Raw genomic sequence first — 15,796 nt, forward strand, 5'->3', positions numbered from 1 at the left:
AAACTATTCCTCCATTTTTTGTAATCTTTTAGAATCTAAAATTGCTAAACGTTCCATTTGAACCACAAAGCTATCAAAATCTCCTGTGTCTTTATGATGAATACGCTCAAATTTTACAATCTGTTTATGGATTGCAGATGCAAAAATACCAATATATCTTTGTGGAAAGATAGGTAAAAATATACGCAAATAATACTCTTCTCCCTCTTCAAACACATTTGAAGGCATACATAACACATTATGCCCAACAAAATGAGCAATTCCTTCAAATGCCAAAGGAATATATTGTGTCGTTTTATTTAAAAGTATTTGCTCAATATTCTCCACCTTTTGATAAAGCTCTACAAGCAGCTCAAGCAAAACCTCATCGGTATCCTCTGTGGCTTTTTTAGATTTAAGTTTATTAAGCCATTGTGCAATAGAACCATAACGATGTTGCGCAAGAGTAACAAACTCCTTATTAAAAGTTGCCTGATTAGCTTCATCTAGCTTTGAAAAAGCTACTTCAAGTTCACACGGCACGATACGTGTGTAAATACCGCATTGCTCAAGTATGCCTTTAATATCCATATACAACCCTTATAGAATCTATTAAAATACAAATAAAAAATATCATACCTAAATAACCATTAGTAACAAAGAAAGCTTTGGGAATATTTTTTAAATGCACACTGACTAAATATTGTTCATAACAAAGCATAAGAGCAGATAAAACTACGCCTATTTCTGCAATTTTGCCAAGCTGTGCTTCATATACAAAACTTACCCAAAATCCTACTGCTATAAGATGACATAAACGCGAAATCCACAATGTAGCTTTTACTCCAAAATACGCAGGAATAGAGTGTAGATGGTTATCCTTATCAAACTCTATATCTTGAATAGAATAAAGCAAATCAAATCCCGCTACCCAAAATAGCACCCCCACAGATAAAAATATACTCCACAAAGGAATCTCACCCATAACTGCAATAACTCCAGCTATGGGTGCTAAACCCAAGCATACACCAAGCACCCAATGTGCTATGGCACTAAAACGTTTGGTATAAGAATAAAAAGCCAAAATAACTAAAAATGGCACACAAAGATAAAACGCAAGGGTATTGATAAAATAAGAAACAAATATAAAAATTAAAGCATTGATAACATTAAAGGCTACAAGACCGCTAAGACTAATACGCCCATCAACACTCGGACGCTTATTTGTACGTAAATTGCGTATATCAATATCCCTGTCTTTAAGACGATTAAAGCCCATAGCAAAATTTCTTGCACTCACAAGAGCCAATATACAAAGAATAAAAGTTTCCCACCCACACCACGGAATCCCATACACTTGCATACTTGCTACAACTATTGCAATAAGAATAAAACTGCTTGAAAAAATTGTATGCTCAAAAGCAACAAGGTCGCTAAAATTTTTTATTCGCCTACCCAACGCTTGAAATAAGTTCATTTTAAATCCAGTCCTTGATTTGATTATTCTTTATCTTGCTTAAGGTAAAATAATGTAAGATTTTAAAATACCTTACCAAAAAATAAGCTAAAACTCTTGCAAAATAAGGCAAAATCGTTTAATATATCGCATTCTAAAAGGTGGGGTTATTTCTCTAATATTAAAAATTTTAAAGGACAGGGTGTATGGACAACTTGAATTACATTGACATAGGGATTTTAGTATTGCTTATTTTACTTTCCCTTAAGGGCATTTGGCAAGGTATTATCCGAGGTTTAGCAAGCTTTTTGGGTATATTACTTGGGATATTCTTTGCCTCAAGATTCTATAATGATGCGGGCGAATGGTTTGCAAGCAACATTTATGATTTTAATTCCCCTGACCTTAATGCGCTTGTAGGTTTTCTTATCATTATTACATTCATTTGGGCAAGTTTTCTGCTTCTTGGTGAGATTCTCTATCGGGCGATAAAATTCACGCCTCTTGCGGTGCTTGATGGTGCTTTTGGTTTAATGTTTGGATTCTGTAAGGCATTTTTGCTTATTTCTATAATTGTCTTTGGTATTTCACAAATTGGGTGGCTTAAGAATTTTTCACAAAATATTGAACAAAGCAGTTCTCTATTTCCGATGATGAAAAATCTTGCTGTGCATATTATGAATCTTGAGCAAATACAAGAAGTTAAAGAAAATTTAAATAATTTTAATACACAACAACTTGAAGAAAAACTTGACAATACGACAAAACAGCTTCAAAATAAGCTACCAGCATCGCCTAAACAAGATTCTCATAATTGGCGACAAAGGTAAATAAGGTAAAATATGTTTTCAAATTTTTATGTTCAACAACGTATAAAAAAAATGGAGCTTATGCGACAAGAAGGCTTTAATCCTTACGCTAATAAAACTACACGCACTATCAGTAATTACAATTTTTTAAATAAATATAATCATCTCAAAACGCAATCTTCACATGATACGCAAGATTGTGCGCAAAATAAAGAGATTGAAAGCATTGTAGGACGTGTGCGTTTTATCCGTCTAATGGGAAAAGCGTGCTTTATTAAGATTCAAGATGAAAGTGGTATCCTTCAAGCTTATGTATCAAAAAATGATATTGGAGAAGACTTTTTATTGATTAAAAAAGTGCTGGAAGTTGGGGATATTATTAATGTAAGTGGTTATGCTTTTGTAACCAAAACCGGCGAATTAAGTATCCACACACTTACATTGCAAATACTTACCAAAAGTATCGTCCCACTCCCAGAAAAATTTCACGGACTAAACGATATTGAGCTACGTTATCGCCAACGTTATGTAGATTTAATCGTTAATAACAAAGTTAAAGAAACTTTTAAACTGCGTAGCCAAATTGTCTCGTGCATACGACAATTTTTTGAACAAAAAGGATTCTTAGAAGTGGAAACACCTATGCTCCATTCTATTCCTGGCGGAGCAAATGCGCGCCCTTTCATCACTCATCATAATGCACTTGATGTAGATAGATATCTACGAATTGCGCCCGAACTTTATCTCAAACGTCTTATTGTAGGGGGATTTGAAGCTATTTTTGAACTTAATCGTAATTTTCGCAATGAAGGTATGGATCATTCACATAATCCAGAATTTAGTATGATTGAATTTTATTGGGCATATAAGACTTATGAGGACCTCATTACACTTACGCAAGAACTTTTTGCTTTCTTATTCAAAAAACTCAACTTACCACATAGTTTGATACACGATGAGTTAGAAATTGATTTCTCACAATGGCACATTATAGGCTACAAAGAAGCATTAATTAAAATTGGTGGTTTAGATAAAAATATCATTGATAATCAAGACGCACTCCTTAGCTTCCTTATGGGCAAACATCTTAAGGTAGATAAGAGTATGTCTTATGGCAAACTTTTAGGCGAAGCTTTTGATGAATTTGTTGAACATAAACTCATCAATCCGACTTTTATCACGCAATATCCCATTGAAATTAGCCCTTTAGCTCGGCGTAATGATGGGAATCCAAATGTTGCTGATAGATTTGAGTTATTCATCGGTGGTAAGGAAATTGCCAATGGTTTTAGTGAGCTTAATGACCCGCTCGACCAATTTGAGAGATTCAAAGAGCAAGTCAAGGCAAAAGATGCGGGAGATGAAGAAGCGCAGTATATGGATGAAGATTATGTATGGGCACTTGCGCACGGTATGCCACCTACTGCTGGAGAAGGCATAGGTATTGATAGATTAGTAATGCTTTTAAGCAATGCAAAAACAATTAAAGATGTAATTTTATTTCCTGCATTAAAGCCAACTAAATCAAATTTTGATATAATACTTTCTCAAGACGCATTATCTAATGCTCAAATAAGCAAGGAGAACTAATGGATTACTCAATCAAAGAGCAGGACTTTGAAGTCTTTGAGCTCATAGAAAAAGAGCTTGAACGACAAAATGAGCATTTAGAAATGATTGCGAGTGAAAATTTTACTTTTCCAAGTGTTATGGAGGCTATGGGAAGTATTTTAACAAATAAATATGCTGAAGGCTACCCATTTAAACGCTATTACGGGGGCTGTGAGTTTGTTGATAAAATTGAAGAAATTGCGATTGAACGCGCAAAAAAACTCTTTGGTGCAAATTTTGTTAATGTGCAACCACATTCAGGCTCACAGGCTAATGCAGCGGTATATGCAGCGATTTTAAAACCTTATGATAAAATTTTAGGTATGGATTTAAGCCACGGAGGACATCTCACACACGGGGCTAAAGTCAGCACTTCAGGGCAACTTTATCAAAGCTTCTTTTATGGTGTAGAACTTAATGGGCGTATTGATTATGATAAGCTCGCACTTCAAGCTCAAGTGGTTAAACCAAATGTTCTTGTATGTGGATTCTCTGCTTATACTCGTGAGCTTGATTTTAAAAGATTGCGTGAGATTGCAGATTCTGTAGGGGCTTACCTTATGGGTGATATTGCTCACGTAGCTGGGCTTGTGGTTGCAGGAGAATATCCAAATCCTTTTCCACATTGCCATATTGTTACCACCACGACACATAAAACATTGCGCGGACCTAGAGGTGGAGCGATTCTTACAAATGATGAAGAACTCTATGCTAAAATCAATAAGGCTGTATTTCCAGGTATCCAAGGTGGACCTCTTATGCATATTATCGCAGGAAAGGCAGTAGGCTTTAAAGAAAATCTCAAACCTGAATGGAAAATTTATGCAAAACAAGTAAAGTCAAATATTCAAGCTCTTGCAGAAGTGCTCATCAAGCGCAACTATGAACTTGTAAGCGGTGGAAGTGATAATCATCTAATTTTAATGAGTTTTCTTAACAAAGATTTTAGTGGCAAAGATGCAGATTTAGCACTTGGTAATGCGGGAATAACGGTGAATAAAAATACCATTCCGGGAGAAATCCGTTCTCCTTTTATTACAAGTGGTATTAGGATTGGCTCTCCTGCTCTAACTGCACGAGGTATGAAAGAAAAGGAGTTTGAATGGATTGGAGAAAAAATTGCTGATATTCTTGATGATATTAACAATACCAATTTACAAGAACATATTAAGGCACAAGTCAAAAACTTTAGTCGAGATTTTAGAATCTATGACCGACCAATTTTTTAGGGGGGTGAGTCGTGACAGAAATGGATTTAAAGTTAATTAAAATGGATACATCGCATTATTATAAACGTGTCAGTGGATTAGGAACAAAAGTTAGTCATATGGGGCGAATTCTCTATGATAAATACGAGAGAGTAGATGCAATGCTCACTTCTATGCTTATTAACAAACATTTTCGTAAGGAAATTGTAATTGCACATTCACTTTTGCTTGCTAAAGGAGCAAAAGTGGAAAATATTGTTTTTGATTACAATGGGCGTAATCCTGAAAAATTCTATCATCGCGCTCAACTACTTTTACGTGAAGAAGGTTTCTTAAATTTTACAGCATTTTGTTCTAAAACACCAGGACATTTACACCTCTATATACATAAAGGACATACAGAGATTAATGAGGGAAAACGTTTGGCTAAAACGCTTTCTATCAAGTTAGCTCAACGCTGTCCTAAAGAATGGAGAGTGTTTCCTAGTGATGAAATGCCTTCAAATTTTAACATTTTAGCCTTGCCCTATGATGTTTATGCTAAAGAGCGTGGAGCATCTTGGGCAAGACATATGTAGCCAAAACATAATATGAGAAGTTTAAATTATTTAAGGAGTAACTAATGGAAACAAAACGAGAACTCAATGATATCTTAATCAATGATGATGAATTGCAAAAACAAAACCGCACAAAAAAACTTATGATGATGATTGCCACAGCATTAGTTTTTTTAAGTATTTTAATTGCAGTAGTTTTTATCCTTACACGTGATGATGAAGAGCTTGATGAGAGACATACTGCAACCAACAGTGGTTTAACTCCCATAGATTCTCAAAACGATACATCACATTCAAATCCTCAAGATGGTTTTGTTGATATTCCACTTGCTAATAGTGAATCAAATGATGATCCATTTCAGCAAATTCTTAATGACATTCGCAGCCGTGATCCAAAAAATACAAATACACAAACACAGGTTGCACAAAATCAACCACAAGCTCCTGCCACTCCAATAGAGCCAACAAAACCTGCACAACCTGTACTTCCACCTAAAAATACTACCCAACCTACTCAAAAAGTATCAGATTCTCCAAAAAAACCTGCAACCACTGCTGCCACAAGAGAACCAGCGAAACCTGCACAACCTGTGTTAGTTCAGCCTACTCAAACAAACAAACCGGAGCCAACAAAACCTGCACAAAATGCAGCTCCTGCTAAACCTGCTCCAACTCAAAATCAACCACAAGCTCAAAAAAATGTGGCAAATGTTTTTGAAGATGTCTCTGTAACTCGTATGGATACTTCTAAAAATGGGCAAGTTGCAGAAAAGGGATTCTATGTGCAGGTAGGCTCATTTGCCAATAAGCCAAGTGCAGATTTTCTTAAAAAAATTAGTAACTATAGCTATCGTGTTTATGCAGGCACTTCAAATGGGCAGCCGACAACAAAATATCTCATCGGACCTTATCATTCACGCACTGATGCTGGACGCGATTTGCCTAAATTTACAACCCTTGTCTCTGACCCAGTGCATTTTGAGGTAAAATAATCTTATAATGAAAAAAACTTTTGGATTGATTGGTGTAGGTGGCTTTGTCGCTCCTAGACACCTTCAAGCCATTAAACATAATAATGGTGAGTTACTCTGTGCAATTGATAAACATGATTCGGTTGGTATTTTAGATAGTTATTTTCCAAATGCTGATTTTTTTACTGAAGCTGAACGTTTTGAGCGCCACCTTGATAAACTTTGCCGCAATGGCACACCTCTTGATTACATCAGTATCTGCTCACCTAATTATCTTCACGATACACACATACGCCTTGCCTTACGCAATGGTGCATCAGCAATTTGCGAAAAACCCATTGTGCTTAATCCTTGGAATCTTGACGCCCTCATACAAGCCCAACAAGAAAATAAACAAAAAATCTACACAATTTTGCAGCTTCGTCTTCACCCAAGCATTATCGCCCTTAAAAATCGCATTCAAACCCTATTAACACAAAATCCTCGCAAAATCTTTAATATTGATTTAAGTTATATTACTGCAAGAGGCAAATGGTATTTTCGCTCTTGGAAAGGTGATGAAAGCAAAAGTGGAGGTGTAGCAACTAATATCGGGGTACATTTTTTTGATATGCTGCTGTGGATTTTTGGCTCATTCAAAGAAAGTATTGTGCATATTCGTAATGAAAAAAGCGTGAGTGGTTACCTTATATTAGAACACGCACAAGTGCGTTGGTTTTTATCTATTGATGAAACACTTTTACCTGATGAATGCAAAATACAAGGAAAAAGAGTTTATCGTCGCCTTATATTCGAAAATGAAGAGTTTATCTTCAGCGAAGGGTTTGATGATTTACATACAAGAAGTTATGCAGAGATTCTCTGTGGCAATGGGTTTGAATGCACTCAATCACGAGAGGCTATTGAACTTATCCACCATATCCGCCATAGCACACCCATTGGCATTAAGGGCGAATATCACCCTCTGAATGCAAAGGTGCAAGTAGTATGAAATGCTTTATCCACCCTACAAGTATCATTGATGAAAATGTCAGCATAGGAGAAGGGAGTAAAATATGGCACTTTTGCCATATTCTTAGTGGCAGTTCGATAGGCACAAACTGCTCTTTTGGGCAGAATTGTATGATAGGTCCAAATGTGATAATTGGTAACAATCTTAAGGCTCAAAATAATATCAGTATTTATGAGGGTGTGAGAATCTGCGATGATGTGTTTTTGGGACCAAGTGTTGTTTTTACCAACGTCATTAATCCTCGTGCATTTATTTCACGCAAGAGTGAATTTCGCCCTACTCTTATTAAACGCGGTGCTTCTATTGGCGCAAATACTACTATTATATGTGGTGTAGAAATTGGGGAATACGCCTTTGTTGGCGCTGGAAGCGTAGTTACAAAAAACATTCCTAATTTTGCTCTTTATGTGGGAAATCCCGCACGACACCTTGCTTGGGTAGATAAAGCAGGAAAAAAACTTGTATTTGATGCAAAAATGATGGCTTATGATAGTTATGATGGCACAATGTATCATCTATGCAATAATCACATTGAAATAATAAATGAGAATCTGTAATGATAAATGATTCACTCCCTCACACTTGCACCCTGCCAAGTTTAGAATCTGCACACATTGCAGTCATTGGCTTAGGCTATGTCGGGCTGCCTCTTGCTGTGGCTTTTGGCAAAGTTTATCCTACAATAGGTTTCGATATTGATTCTAAACGTATAGAGGAACTACAAACTGGCATTGACAACACTCAAGAAGTAAACAAAGAGGATATTCTTCAGGCTTCACAATTATATTTTTGCGACCAACTCACACATATTGCATCAGCAAATATTTATATTATATGCGTGCCAACTCCTATTGACAAAAATAAAGTCCCAGACCTTTCTCCACTCCTTAATGCAAGCAAACTCGTAGGCAAAGTGCTCCAAAAGGGGAATCTTGTCATTTATGAATCTACGACTTATCCCACTTGCACAGAAACCGAATGCAAAAATATGCTTGAATCCACTTCTCACTTATCTCTTAATAAAGACTTTTATCTCGGATATTCGCCAGAGCGCATAAATCCTAGTGATAGCTCACATACGCTCACACAGATTCGCAAAATCACTTCGGGTAGCACATTAGAAGTAGCAAAGTTTGTGGATTCTCTGTATGCTTCAATTATTACTGCAGGAACGCATTGTGTTTCTTCAATCAAAACTGCCGAAATGGTAAAAATTATTGAAAATGCCCAGCGCGACCTTAATATTGCCTTTGTAAATGAAATGTGCATTATTTGTGATTATTTAGATATAGATGCACTTGAAGTGCTTGAAGCAGCAAAAACAAAATGGAATTTTCTTCCCTTTAGCCCCGGATTAGTCGGCGGACATTGCATTAGCATTGACCCATATTATCTCACACACAAAATGAATGCTATTGGTTATATTCCACAAGTGATTAGTTCAGGGCGACTTATTAATGATATGATGCCACATTTTGTCGCACAAAAAATGATCAAATTAATGATTGCCCAACATATAGAAGTGCTCTCAAGCAAAATTCTTATTCTTGGCATAACATTTAAGCAAAATTGTCCTGATATACGCAACTCTAAAGTGCCACTTGTCAAAAAAGAGCTTGAAGACTTTGGCGCACAAGTGAGTATCTATGACCCTCTTGCTAATGTCAAAGAAGTTCAAAAACAATATGGTATTACCCTCTTACCCTCACTTCCTACTAAATATTTTGATGCAATTTTTCTAGCAGTGGCACACGATAAATTCTTATCTCTCTCTCATCAAGATCTGGGCAAAAAAGAGCACATTTATTACACACTTACTCACCATAAACTGAGTCCAGATTTATAAAATTGCACGATAAGATAAACAAAAAATGCAACACTCATACAATGAAGCGCATAATATGCTCTCTTAGAATATATCGCCCATATACATAAAATACCATACCCACATATAAACCACAATGGCGTATAAAATGTAATAGCATTAATCTGTTTATCTTTTATCCACAAAAAAAATTCATCACACACCCACCCAAAACCAAATATATGAGCTACAAGCATTAAAGGAAAAAATACTACAAAAATGAGACTAAGAGGGATTGAAAGCACATTTAAAGGTGTAAAATAAGGAAAAAACCAATGCACAAACGGCAACATATCTAAAAAAATAAGTGTATTAAAACTTATGGGTACAGATACTATTTTATGCCATAATCCACCTACCCAATGAATATGGCGCACAAAAAGATAAATAAAAAATACGCCGCTTACAGAAAGTGCAAAACCTATACTAAAAATTAAACGTGGAAAAAGTGCTAAACACACGCATACAACGACAAATAGCAATTTAAAACTGATTAATCTAATGCCGCTATATACGACAAAGAATCCGCACATTGCCATTATAAAAGAGCGTAAAAATGAAGGTGAAAAATCAAGCACAATAAGATAGCCAAAAAGACACACAAGCACCAGCAATCCAATATCAAAATATTTATTCCGATAGCTCACAAATCTATGAAAACTATTATACACAAGACTTAAAAGCCCTCCTATAACAAAACTTAAAATCCCCAAATGAAATCCACTAATAGCAATTAAATGGGCAATACCAAGCTTATTGCTTATATCACGCCAAATATGTGGTAAAAAATCTGCCATAAAAAGCGTTTTATATAAATCAGCTACTAAAGATTCTTGATGCTGTGAATCTATCCATTTTCTCACACCTTGACGATAATCATATTCAGACAAAAGTGAAATACGATAAGAAATAAAAAAACAACTTTTTAAATATTGTGCAAAAGAACATTCAAGCCTTTTGCCATAGATTCTCACAAAACGATGTGAAATATCCTTAATATCTTCTTTGCTTGTAGTATAAAATACTTCACCATCGCTTGTTTTGAGCTTTAAGACCTCATAGACGCTATTTTTGCCATTATTTTGTTTGCTCTTTGTATATTGAGCAATGACTTGTGCATATAGCTCTTGCGTATGTGTGGGTGTAGTATAGATTCTATACTGAACATATTCTTGATATAAATGCAAAGCAAAAACCAACGCGCAAACACATATAAATACTGCCCATTGTCTTCTTGTGCTAAAAAGTTCAACTTCAAAAAGTGAATGTGTATTTTTATGAGAATCTTTCACTTAAGTTCATCAAATATTTGGCATTTGGACTTGTGGAGGCAAATTCTCTATTTGTGTCATAAACTCTTCTCCATCAATGCGAGTTTGTGTCATCTCGTGCTCATACTTTTCGGGCACATCTTCAAAACGTGTAAAGCGCGTATCAAATTGAATCTCCACGCTTCCTGTTTCGCCATTACGATTCTTAGCAATAATAATTTCAGCTTTCTCAATTTCGCGTTTTTGATATTCTGGTTTAAAATCTTTTTCCTTACCTTCTTTTTTTAATCGCGCATATCTGTCATTATCTGCACGTTTTTTATACACATCTTCACGATATAAAAATAAAATAATATCTGCATCTTGCTCTATCGCACCAGAATCTCGCAAATCTGATAAAATAGGTCTTTTATCATCACGAGATTCCACAAAGCGATTAAGCTGTGAAAGTGCAATGATTGGCATATCAAGCTCACGAGCTAACATTTTAAGCCCACGCGAGATTTCAGAAACTTCTGCTTGTTTGCTACCCTCATTTTTACCGCCATTCATAAGCTGCAAATAATCAATGATTGCTATACTAATTTCTGGGTGCTGTTTTTTTAATCGGCGCAAACGCCCTTTTAATTGTGCAATACTTAAATTTGAATTATCATCAACCCATATAGGCTGCTTTGCAAATGCATCAATAGTTTCACTCAGGTTTGACCACTCATTATTAGTAAGATTGCCTATTCGTAGATTTTGTAAATGAATAGAAGCCTTTGCACTTATCATACGCATAACAAGCTGGAGAAAAGGCATTTCAAGGCTAAAAAAAGCTACGCCTTTTGGAGAATCTAAAATATGTTGAGCAAGATTAAGCACAAATGATGTCTTTCCCATAGAAGGACGTGCGCCAATGATAATAAAATCTCCCTTATTAAAGCCTGTTGTCAGCAGATTAAGCCTTTTAAATCCCGTGTCAAGCCCTACTACAACTTGATTACCACGATTTTTAAGCTCCTTGAGATGTTCTAGAACTCCTATTGCCATTTCGTGTGCGTTCATAACATTATCTTGAGGTTTACCAAGTGCTACATCATTGAGCTTACGCTCCACTTCATCTATAATATCTTCTACACTCTCTTGCATATCAAGTGATTTTTCACGCAAAAAATTTGCCAAAGAATGAAGCTCGCGCTTGATACTCGCCTCTTTAATCTCGTTCACATACGCTTCAATATTGGCAATAGGATTAAGGGCTATAATCTCAAGTAGTTCTTCTTGTGAAATTTTTTTATGTGATGGTTTTCTAGTAAGAATAAGCTCTGTATCAATTGGAAGATTACATTTATTTAAATATACACACATATCAAAAATATCACGATGTGCTGGATATAGAAAATCATCAGCTTGAAGTTCAGCAGAGATTTCCTCAAATTTTTCAGGAGAGAAAAAAATTGATGAAAGGACAATTTTTTCAATACTAATAATATGCTCTTGTTGCTGCATCTTTTATATCCCTATTGTTCAAATGATTTTAGATTCCATAATCTTACCTTGTTTTTATTTAAAGAGTAATTTGTATTGAGTTAAATGTGCTTATTCGTATGCCTCCATAAAAGCGTAAATTTACTGCCCTCTCCTAGCACACTTTGCACCTCTATTTTTATATTATACTCGGCACAAATACGTTTAATAAGTGTTAAACCTATACCAAAGCCGCCTTGAAAATCATTGCATCGCACATACCGCTCAAAGATTCTGTCCATTTGCATTTGGGGCATACCACAGCCACTATCAGCAATAGACAAAAGTCCTTTTTGTAACACTATATTAATATGTCCGCCTTTTTTATTATATTTAATTGCATTGTTCAATAAATTATCAATCACACAACTCATTTTTTCTGCACTCGCAACAATCATACTTGGCTCTATATGGATTTGAACTTGAATGGATTTTTGCTCAAAAAATGGTGAAAAATATTCCAATCTCTCTTTGAGGAGAACCTCTAAAGCAAGATTCTCACACTTATTATTAATACTATGTGGAAAATTATACGCCACCAAATCCTTATACAAATGACTTAAACTCTTTGAAGCAAGCTTAATACGCTCAATTTTTTGCATCTGTGCTGATGTAAGATTTTGTGTTTGAAGCGTCTCAATACTCATTAAAATAATACTCAAAGGCGTATTAATTTCGTGAGTGGTGTCTTTAATAAAATTATTAAGAAAGTTAATCTTCTCCTGTATGGGCTTTAAAAAAAGTCGCACTAAAAAATATGCTACAATACCCACGATAAAAAGTGAAAGAACAAAATAAAAAATAAGCTTTATTTGTAAAAGCAATATTTGAGAATCTAACGCATTATCTTGGATAAAAATTTTATACCTAGGATTCTCACGGAATTTAGAAAGTGGGCTTTTGCTTTTTTGCGTGTTTTGCTTGTGGGATTGAGATGTTTTATTAAGATGCGAAGTCAAAAGCGGAGACTTTGGCAATCGCTCGTGCATTGAGGGTTCCATAATCACTTTACCCTCACGAATTGCAACGCCTTGCTTAATTTCATTCTCACTCAACGCAACATAAAGCGTATCATAAATTATTTCATTTTTATGATTATAAATGCGCAAGGGATAGTTAATATCTGCGCTAATTTGTTTTAAGGCAGAAGGTATATCATCTTTATTTGTATGTAAAATTTCATATACTTCAAGACTAATCTCGCGTAATTCACTTACCTGTTGAGCAATAAGATGACGTTTTTCTTTTGCATAAAAAAACCAAAAAAATACACATAAAAAAACTCCTGTTGTGCCAAGATATAAACACAACACTTTAATAATTGCACGTTTTGAATTATCAGACATCACTCCTCCCAATCACGCATTATAACAATACCCTCGCCCACGCTGGTTAAGAATACTATCTTTACCCAAAATTTTACGTAGATTCTTCACATATACACGCAAACTCATTTCGCTTGGCTCTTGTTCATATTCCCAAAGTGTATCAAAAATTATCTCTTGAGAGACATAACTTCCTTTATGTTGGAGCAAAAGTGATAAAAGCAAGCTTTCTTTTTGTGTAAGAGGAATGACTATGCCACTTTCATCATAAAGTAATTGCGTAAGAATTCCAAATTTAAAGCCATTAGGCAAAATAATAAAATCCTTATGAGTGTGCAAAAACGGACGCTTGAGTAATGTATTGATACGACATTGAAGTTCTAAGAGTTCAAAGGGCTTTTTAATATAATCATCACAACCTACTTTATATCCGTTGTGCAAATCATCAATTCTATCAAGTGAAGTAATAAAAATAGCAGGAGTATCTTTCCCGCACTCCCGTAATTCTTTGAGCACATCAAATCCATTACCTTGAGGCACTTTCACATCTAAAATCCACAAATCAAAATATTGTTCATAAGCGCAATCTAGAGCATCTTTAGCATTATCACACAATCGCACATTATAGCCTTGTTCTTGCAAAAACTCCAATAGAATCTCTGAAAGAACAAAATCATCTTCAAGTAACAAAATTTTTGCCGACATTTTATTTCTCTCTTAATCTTCATTTTGCCCCCATTTAAAGGGAGCATTTACCTATTTTTTATCTTTGCAATGACACAAAGCTTTTTTGCCCTTAGAATCTTTAAAATCTCCACACGCCATTAAACCACTTTCTTTGCGCTCTTTACTACTCATTTTTTCAAGATGCTTTTTCATCGCCTCACGTGTAGCTTTTTTATATTCTCTGTATTGCTTAACACTCAATTTTTCGGTCGCTTTTTCATATTGCTCCTTGAGTTTGCTTTTAAACTCTTTTGCCTCTTTTTCTGTCTTTGACTTAAGCCGTTTTGCTACTTCAAGTTCATAATCTACAAACTCTTCTACTTTTACAATGCCAGAAAGCTTAACAAGTTCCGCATCACTTCTTGAGCTAAAATCTGCTGCATTAAGATTACTACAAAGCAGTGCGCTCAAAACGCTGCCCAATACATATACTTTTACATTTTTCATAAAAACTCCTTATTATGTTTTGTCTGTATAGACTTAAGAATTTTATAAAAATAAGGTGAAACCAAAGTAAAATCAAATATATTCTTTATAAAGCAAATAAATACAAGCTATCAAAGATACACATACAACGAGAGGCTTAATGATTTTTATGCCATAGCCAATAGCTATACGCGAACCTAAACTCGCACCTATAAACTGCCCTAAAGCCATACATAATCCCACAATCCATAGAATCTTTCCACTTAGTGCAAAAACAAGCATTGAGGCAATATTTGTAGCAAAGTTAAAAAGTTTGGTATGAGCAAGTGCATCAAGCAAACCAAAACCGCCTAAAGAAATCAGTGCTAACATTAAAAATGAACCTGTGCCCGGACCAAAAAATCCATCATAAAATCCAATGCCTCCAAGCACAAAACCCAAAGGCACAAAGCCAAGAAGTGCGTGAGAAGATGCTTCTGTGATTTTTGGCGAAAAAAGAAAATAAAAAGCAAAAATAATGAGCAAAAAAGGAATACATTTGCGCAAAAAATCTGCTTCAAATACCTGCACACACAATGTTCCCAACAAAGAAGATATAAATACTACAATCACAAAAGGTAAATGCTCTCTTAAACGAATATAGCCTTTCATATAAAAATGAAAACTTGCTCCAAAACTCCCAAAACAACTTTGAAATTTATTCGTGCCAAGTGCTTGAAGAGGAGGAATACCCACAAAAAGTAAGGCAGGGATTGTTATCATACCCCCACCTCCAGCTATGGCATCAATAAATCCTGCCACAAATGCTGCAAACATCAAAAAGATAATCATACCTACATTTATATCAAGTTCCATCACTTTTACCCCAAAGCCAGTTGTTGTTTCTGAATTTACTCTAATAATCTAAATATTCTATCTTATGAATTTATTGAATTTTATAAAACAAAGGATATTACTAGGAAGAAAAAGTCCCCCCAAAAAAAAGAGGAGACTTAAAGAAGTGTTACTTCAATTAGTTAAGTAACCTAAGAATATTTTGCTGAATTGCATTTGCTTGAGAGAGAGCATA

16 protein-coding genes are annotated in these 15,796 nt (G+C 35.1%); 8 read left to right on the forward strand and 8 right to left on the reverse strand.

What is annotated here, in order from left to right:
* Positions 1 to 3: 3 nt before the first annotated feature.
* Positions 4 to 570, reverse strand: coding sequence for a hypothetical protein (locus tag LS66_RS02285; protein WP_034367164.1), 567 nt, complete (start codon positions 568 to 570; stop codon positions 4 to 6).
* Entirely contained in the window at positions 560 to 1,456 is an 897-nt protein-coding gene (gene mqnP / locus LS66_RS02290; RefSeq protein ID WP_011116507.1) for a menaquinone biosynthesis prenyltransferase MqnP, read from the reverse strand. The genes LS66_RS02285 and mqnP overlap by 11 nt, the downstream gene beginning before the upstream one ends.
* A 185-nt stretch (positions 1,457 to 1,641) precedes the next feature.
* Here mqnP and LS66_RS02295 point away from each other — a divergent pair, with 185 nt between their 5' ends.
* Genes LS66_RS02295 through LS66_RS02330 form a run of 8 tightly spaced genes read left to right on the forward strand, consistent with a single transcriptional unit; the run spans position 1,642 to position 9,449 of the window.
* Positions 1,642 to 2,265: a CvpA family protein gene (locus tag LS66_RS02295; RefSeq protein WP_034367161.1), complete on the forward strand. Its 624-nt coding sequence runs from the start codon at positions 1,642 to 1,644 to the stop codon at positions 2,263 to 2,265.
* A gap of 12 nt (positions 2,266 to 2,277) precedes the next feature.
* Positions 2,278 to 3,834, forward strand: a complete 1,557-nt coding sequence (gene lysS / locus LS66_RS02300; protein ID WP_034367158.1) for a lysine--tRNA ligase — start codon at positions 2,278 to 2,280, stop codon at positions 3,832 to 3,834.
* Positions 3,834 to 5,084: a serine hydroxymethyltransferase gene (locus LS66_RS02305; protein ID WP_011116504.1), complete on the forward strand. Its 1,251-nt coding sequence runs from the start codon at positions 3,834 to 3,836 to the stop codon at positions 5,082 to 5,084. The genes lysS and LS66_RS02305 overlap by 1 nt, the downstream gene beginning before the upstream one ends.
* A gap of 11 nt (positions 5,085 to 5,095) precedes the next feature.
* Positions 5,096 to 5,641, forward strand: coding sequence for a DUF1882 domain-containing protein (locus LS66_RS02310; protein WP_011116503.1), 546 nt, complete (start codon positions 5,096 to 5,098; stop codon positions 5,639 to 5,641).
* A gap of 44 nt (positions 5,642 to 5,685) precedes the next feature.
* Positions 5,686 to 6,612, forward strand: a complete 927-nt coding sequence (locus LS66_RS02315; RefSeq protein ID WP_011116502.1) for an SPOR domain-containing protein — start codon at positions 5,686 to 5,688, stop codon at positions 6,610 to 6,612.
* Positions 6,613 to 6,619: 7 nt separating this feature from the next.
* Positions 6,620 to 7,582, forward strand: a complete 963-nt coding sequence (locus LS66_RS02320; protein WP_034367155.1) for a Gfo/Idh/MocA family protein — start codon at positions 6,620 to 6,622, stop codon at positions 7,580 to 7,582.
* On the forward strand, positions 7,579 to 8,160 hold the full coding sequence (locus LS66_RS02325; protein ID WP_011116500.1) for an acyltransferase: 582 nt from the start codon (positions 7,579 to 7,581) through the stop codon (positions 8,158 to 8,160). The genes LS66_RS02320 and LS66_RS02325 overlap by 4 nt, the downstream gene beginning before the upstream one ends.
* The gene (locus LS66_RS02330) at positions 8,160 to 9,449 is read left to right on the forward strand and encodes a nucleotide sugar dehydrogenase (RefSeq protein WP_034367152.1); all 1,290 of its coding nucleotides are present in this window, start codon (positions 8,160 to 8,162) and stop codon (positions 9,447 to 9,449) included. Before LS66_RS02325 ends, LS66_RS02330 begins: the two co-directional genes overlap by 1 nt.
* Here the strand turns inward: LS66_RS02330 and LS66_RS02335 are convergent.
* From LS66_RS02335 to LS66_RS02360, 6 genes are all read right to left on the reverse strand, one after another.
* Positions 9,422 to 10,759 carry a ComEC/Rec2 family competence protein gene (locus LS66_RS02335; RefSeq protein ID WP_201273640.1) on the reverse strand — a complete coding sequence of 446 codons (1,338 nt, stop codon included), beginning with the start codon at positions 10,757 to 10,759 and terminating at the stop codon, positions 9,422 to 9,424. The two genes, LS66_RS02330 and LS66_RS02335, sit on opposite strands and share 28 nt — an antisense overlap.
* Before the next feature lie 9 nt (positions 10,760 to 10,768).
* Positions 10,769 to 12,232: a replicative DNA helicase gene (locus LS66_RS02340; RefSeq protein WP_034367149.1), complete on the reverse strand. Its 1,464-nt coding sequence runs from the start codon at positions 12,230 to 12,232 to the stop codon at positions 10,769 to 10,771.
* A gap of 80 nt (positions 12,233 to 12,312) precedes the next feature.
* A complete protein-coding gene (locus LS66_RS02345; protein ID WP_034367146.1) occupies positions 12,313 to 13,596 on the reverse strand; it encodes a HAMP domain-containing sensor histidine kinase in 1,284 nt (427 codons plus the stop codon).
* A 12-nt stretch (positions 13,597 to 13,608) separates the two neighbouring features.
* Complete coding sequence (locus tag LS66_RS02350; protein ID WP_034367144.1) at positions 13,609 to 14,280, reverse strand: response regulator transcription factor; 672 nt, start codon at positions 14,278 to 14,280, stop codon at positions 13,609 to 13,611.
* A gap of 51 nt (positions 14,281 to 14,331) precedes the next feature.
* On the reverse strand, positions 14,332 to 14,748 hold the full coding sequence (locus tag LS66_RS02355) for a DUF1104 domain-containing protein (RefSeq protein WP_011116494.1): 417 nt from the start codon (positions 14,746 to 14,748) through the stop codon (positions 14,332 to 14,334).
* A 72-nt stretch (positions 14,749 to 14,820) separates the two neighbouring features.
* Complete coding sequence (locus LS66_RS02360) at positions 14,821 to 15,582, reverse strand: TSUP family transporter (protein WP_034367142.1); 762 nt, start codon at positions 15,580 to 15,582, stop codon at positions 14,821 to 14,823.
* Positions 15,583 to 15,796 lie beyond the last annotated feature (214 nt).

Source organism: Helicobacter sp. MIT 03-1614 (assembly GCF_000762925.2).
Lineage (GTDB): Bacteria > Campylobacterota > Campylobacteria > Campylobacterales > Helicobacteraceae > Helicobacter_C > Helicobacter_C hepaticus.

What these genes read in the sequence shown, in the direction of transcription:
- LS66_RS02285 (WP_034367164.1), bottom strand. Translation starts at nt 570, where the DNA reads ATGGATATTAAAGGCATACTTGAGCAATGCGGTATTTACACACGTATC.
- mqnP (WP_011116507.1), bottom strand. Translation starts at nt 1,456, where the DNA reads ATGAACTTATTTCAAGCGTTGGGTAGGCGAATAAAAAATTTTAGCGAC.
- LS66_RS02295 (WP_034367161.1), top strand. Translation starts at nt 1,642, where the DNA reads ATGGACAACTTGAATTACATTGACATAGGGATTTTAGTATTGCTTATT.
- lysS (WP_034367158.1), top strand. Translation starts at nt 2,278, where the DNA reads ATGTTTTCAAATTTTTATGTTCAACAACGTATAAAAAAAATGGAGCTT.
- LS66_RS02305 (WP_011116504.1), top strand. Translation starts at nt 3,834, where the DNA reads ATGGATTACTCAATCAAAGAGCAGGACTTTGAAGTCTTTGAGCTCATA.
- LS66_RS02315 (WP_011116502.1), top strand. Translation starts at nt 5,686, where the DNA reads ATGGAAACAAAACGAGAACTCAATGATATCTTAATCAATGATGATGAA.
- LS66_RS02320 (WP_034367155.1), top strand. Translation starts at nt 6,620, where the DNA reads ATGAAAAAAACTTTTGGATTGATTGGTGTAGGTGGCTTTGTCGCTCCT.
- LS66_RS02325 (WP_011116500.1), top strand. Translation starts at nt 7,579, where the DNA reads ATGAAATGCTTTATCCACCCTACAAGTATCATTGATGAAAATGTCAGC.
- LS66_RS02330 (WP_034367152.1), top strand. Translation starts at nt 8,160, where the DNA reads ATGATAAATGATTCACTCCCTCACACTTGCACCCTGCCAAGTTTAGAA.
- LS66_RS02340 (WP_034367149.1), bottom strand. Translation starts at nt 12,232, where the DNA reads ATGCAGCAACAAGAGCATATTATTAGTATTGAAAAAATTGTCCTTTCA.
- LS66_RS02345 (WP_034367146.1), bottom strand. Translation starts at nt 13,596, where the DNA reads ATGTCTGATAATTCAAAACGTGCAATTATTAAAGTGTTGTGTTTATAT.
- LS66_RS02350 (WP_034367144.1), bottom strand. Translation starts at nt 14,280, where the DNA reads ATGTCGGCAAAAATTTTGTTACTTGAAGATGATTTTGTTCTTTCAGAG.
- LS66_RS02355 (WP_011116494.1), bottom strand. Translation starts at nt 14,748, where the DNA reads ATGAAAAATGTAAAAGTATATGTATTGGGCAGCGTTTTGAGCGCACTG.
- LS66_RS02360 (WP_034367142.1), bottom strand. Translation starts at nt 15,582, where the DNA reads ATGGAACTTGATATAAATGTAGGTATGATTATCTTTTTGATGTTTGCA.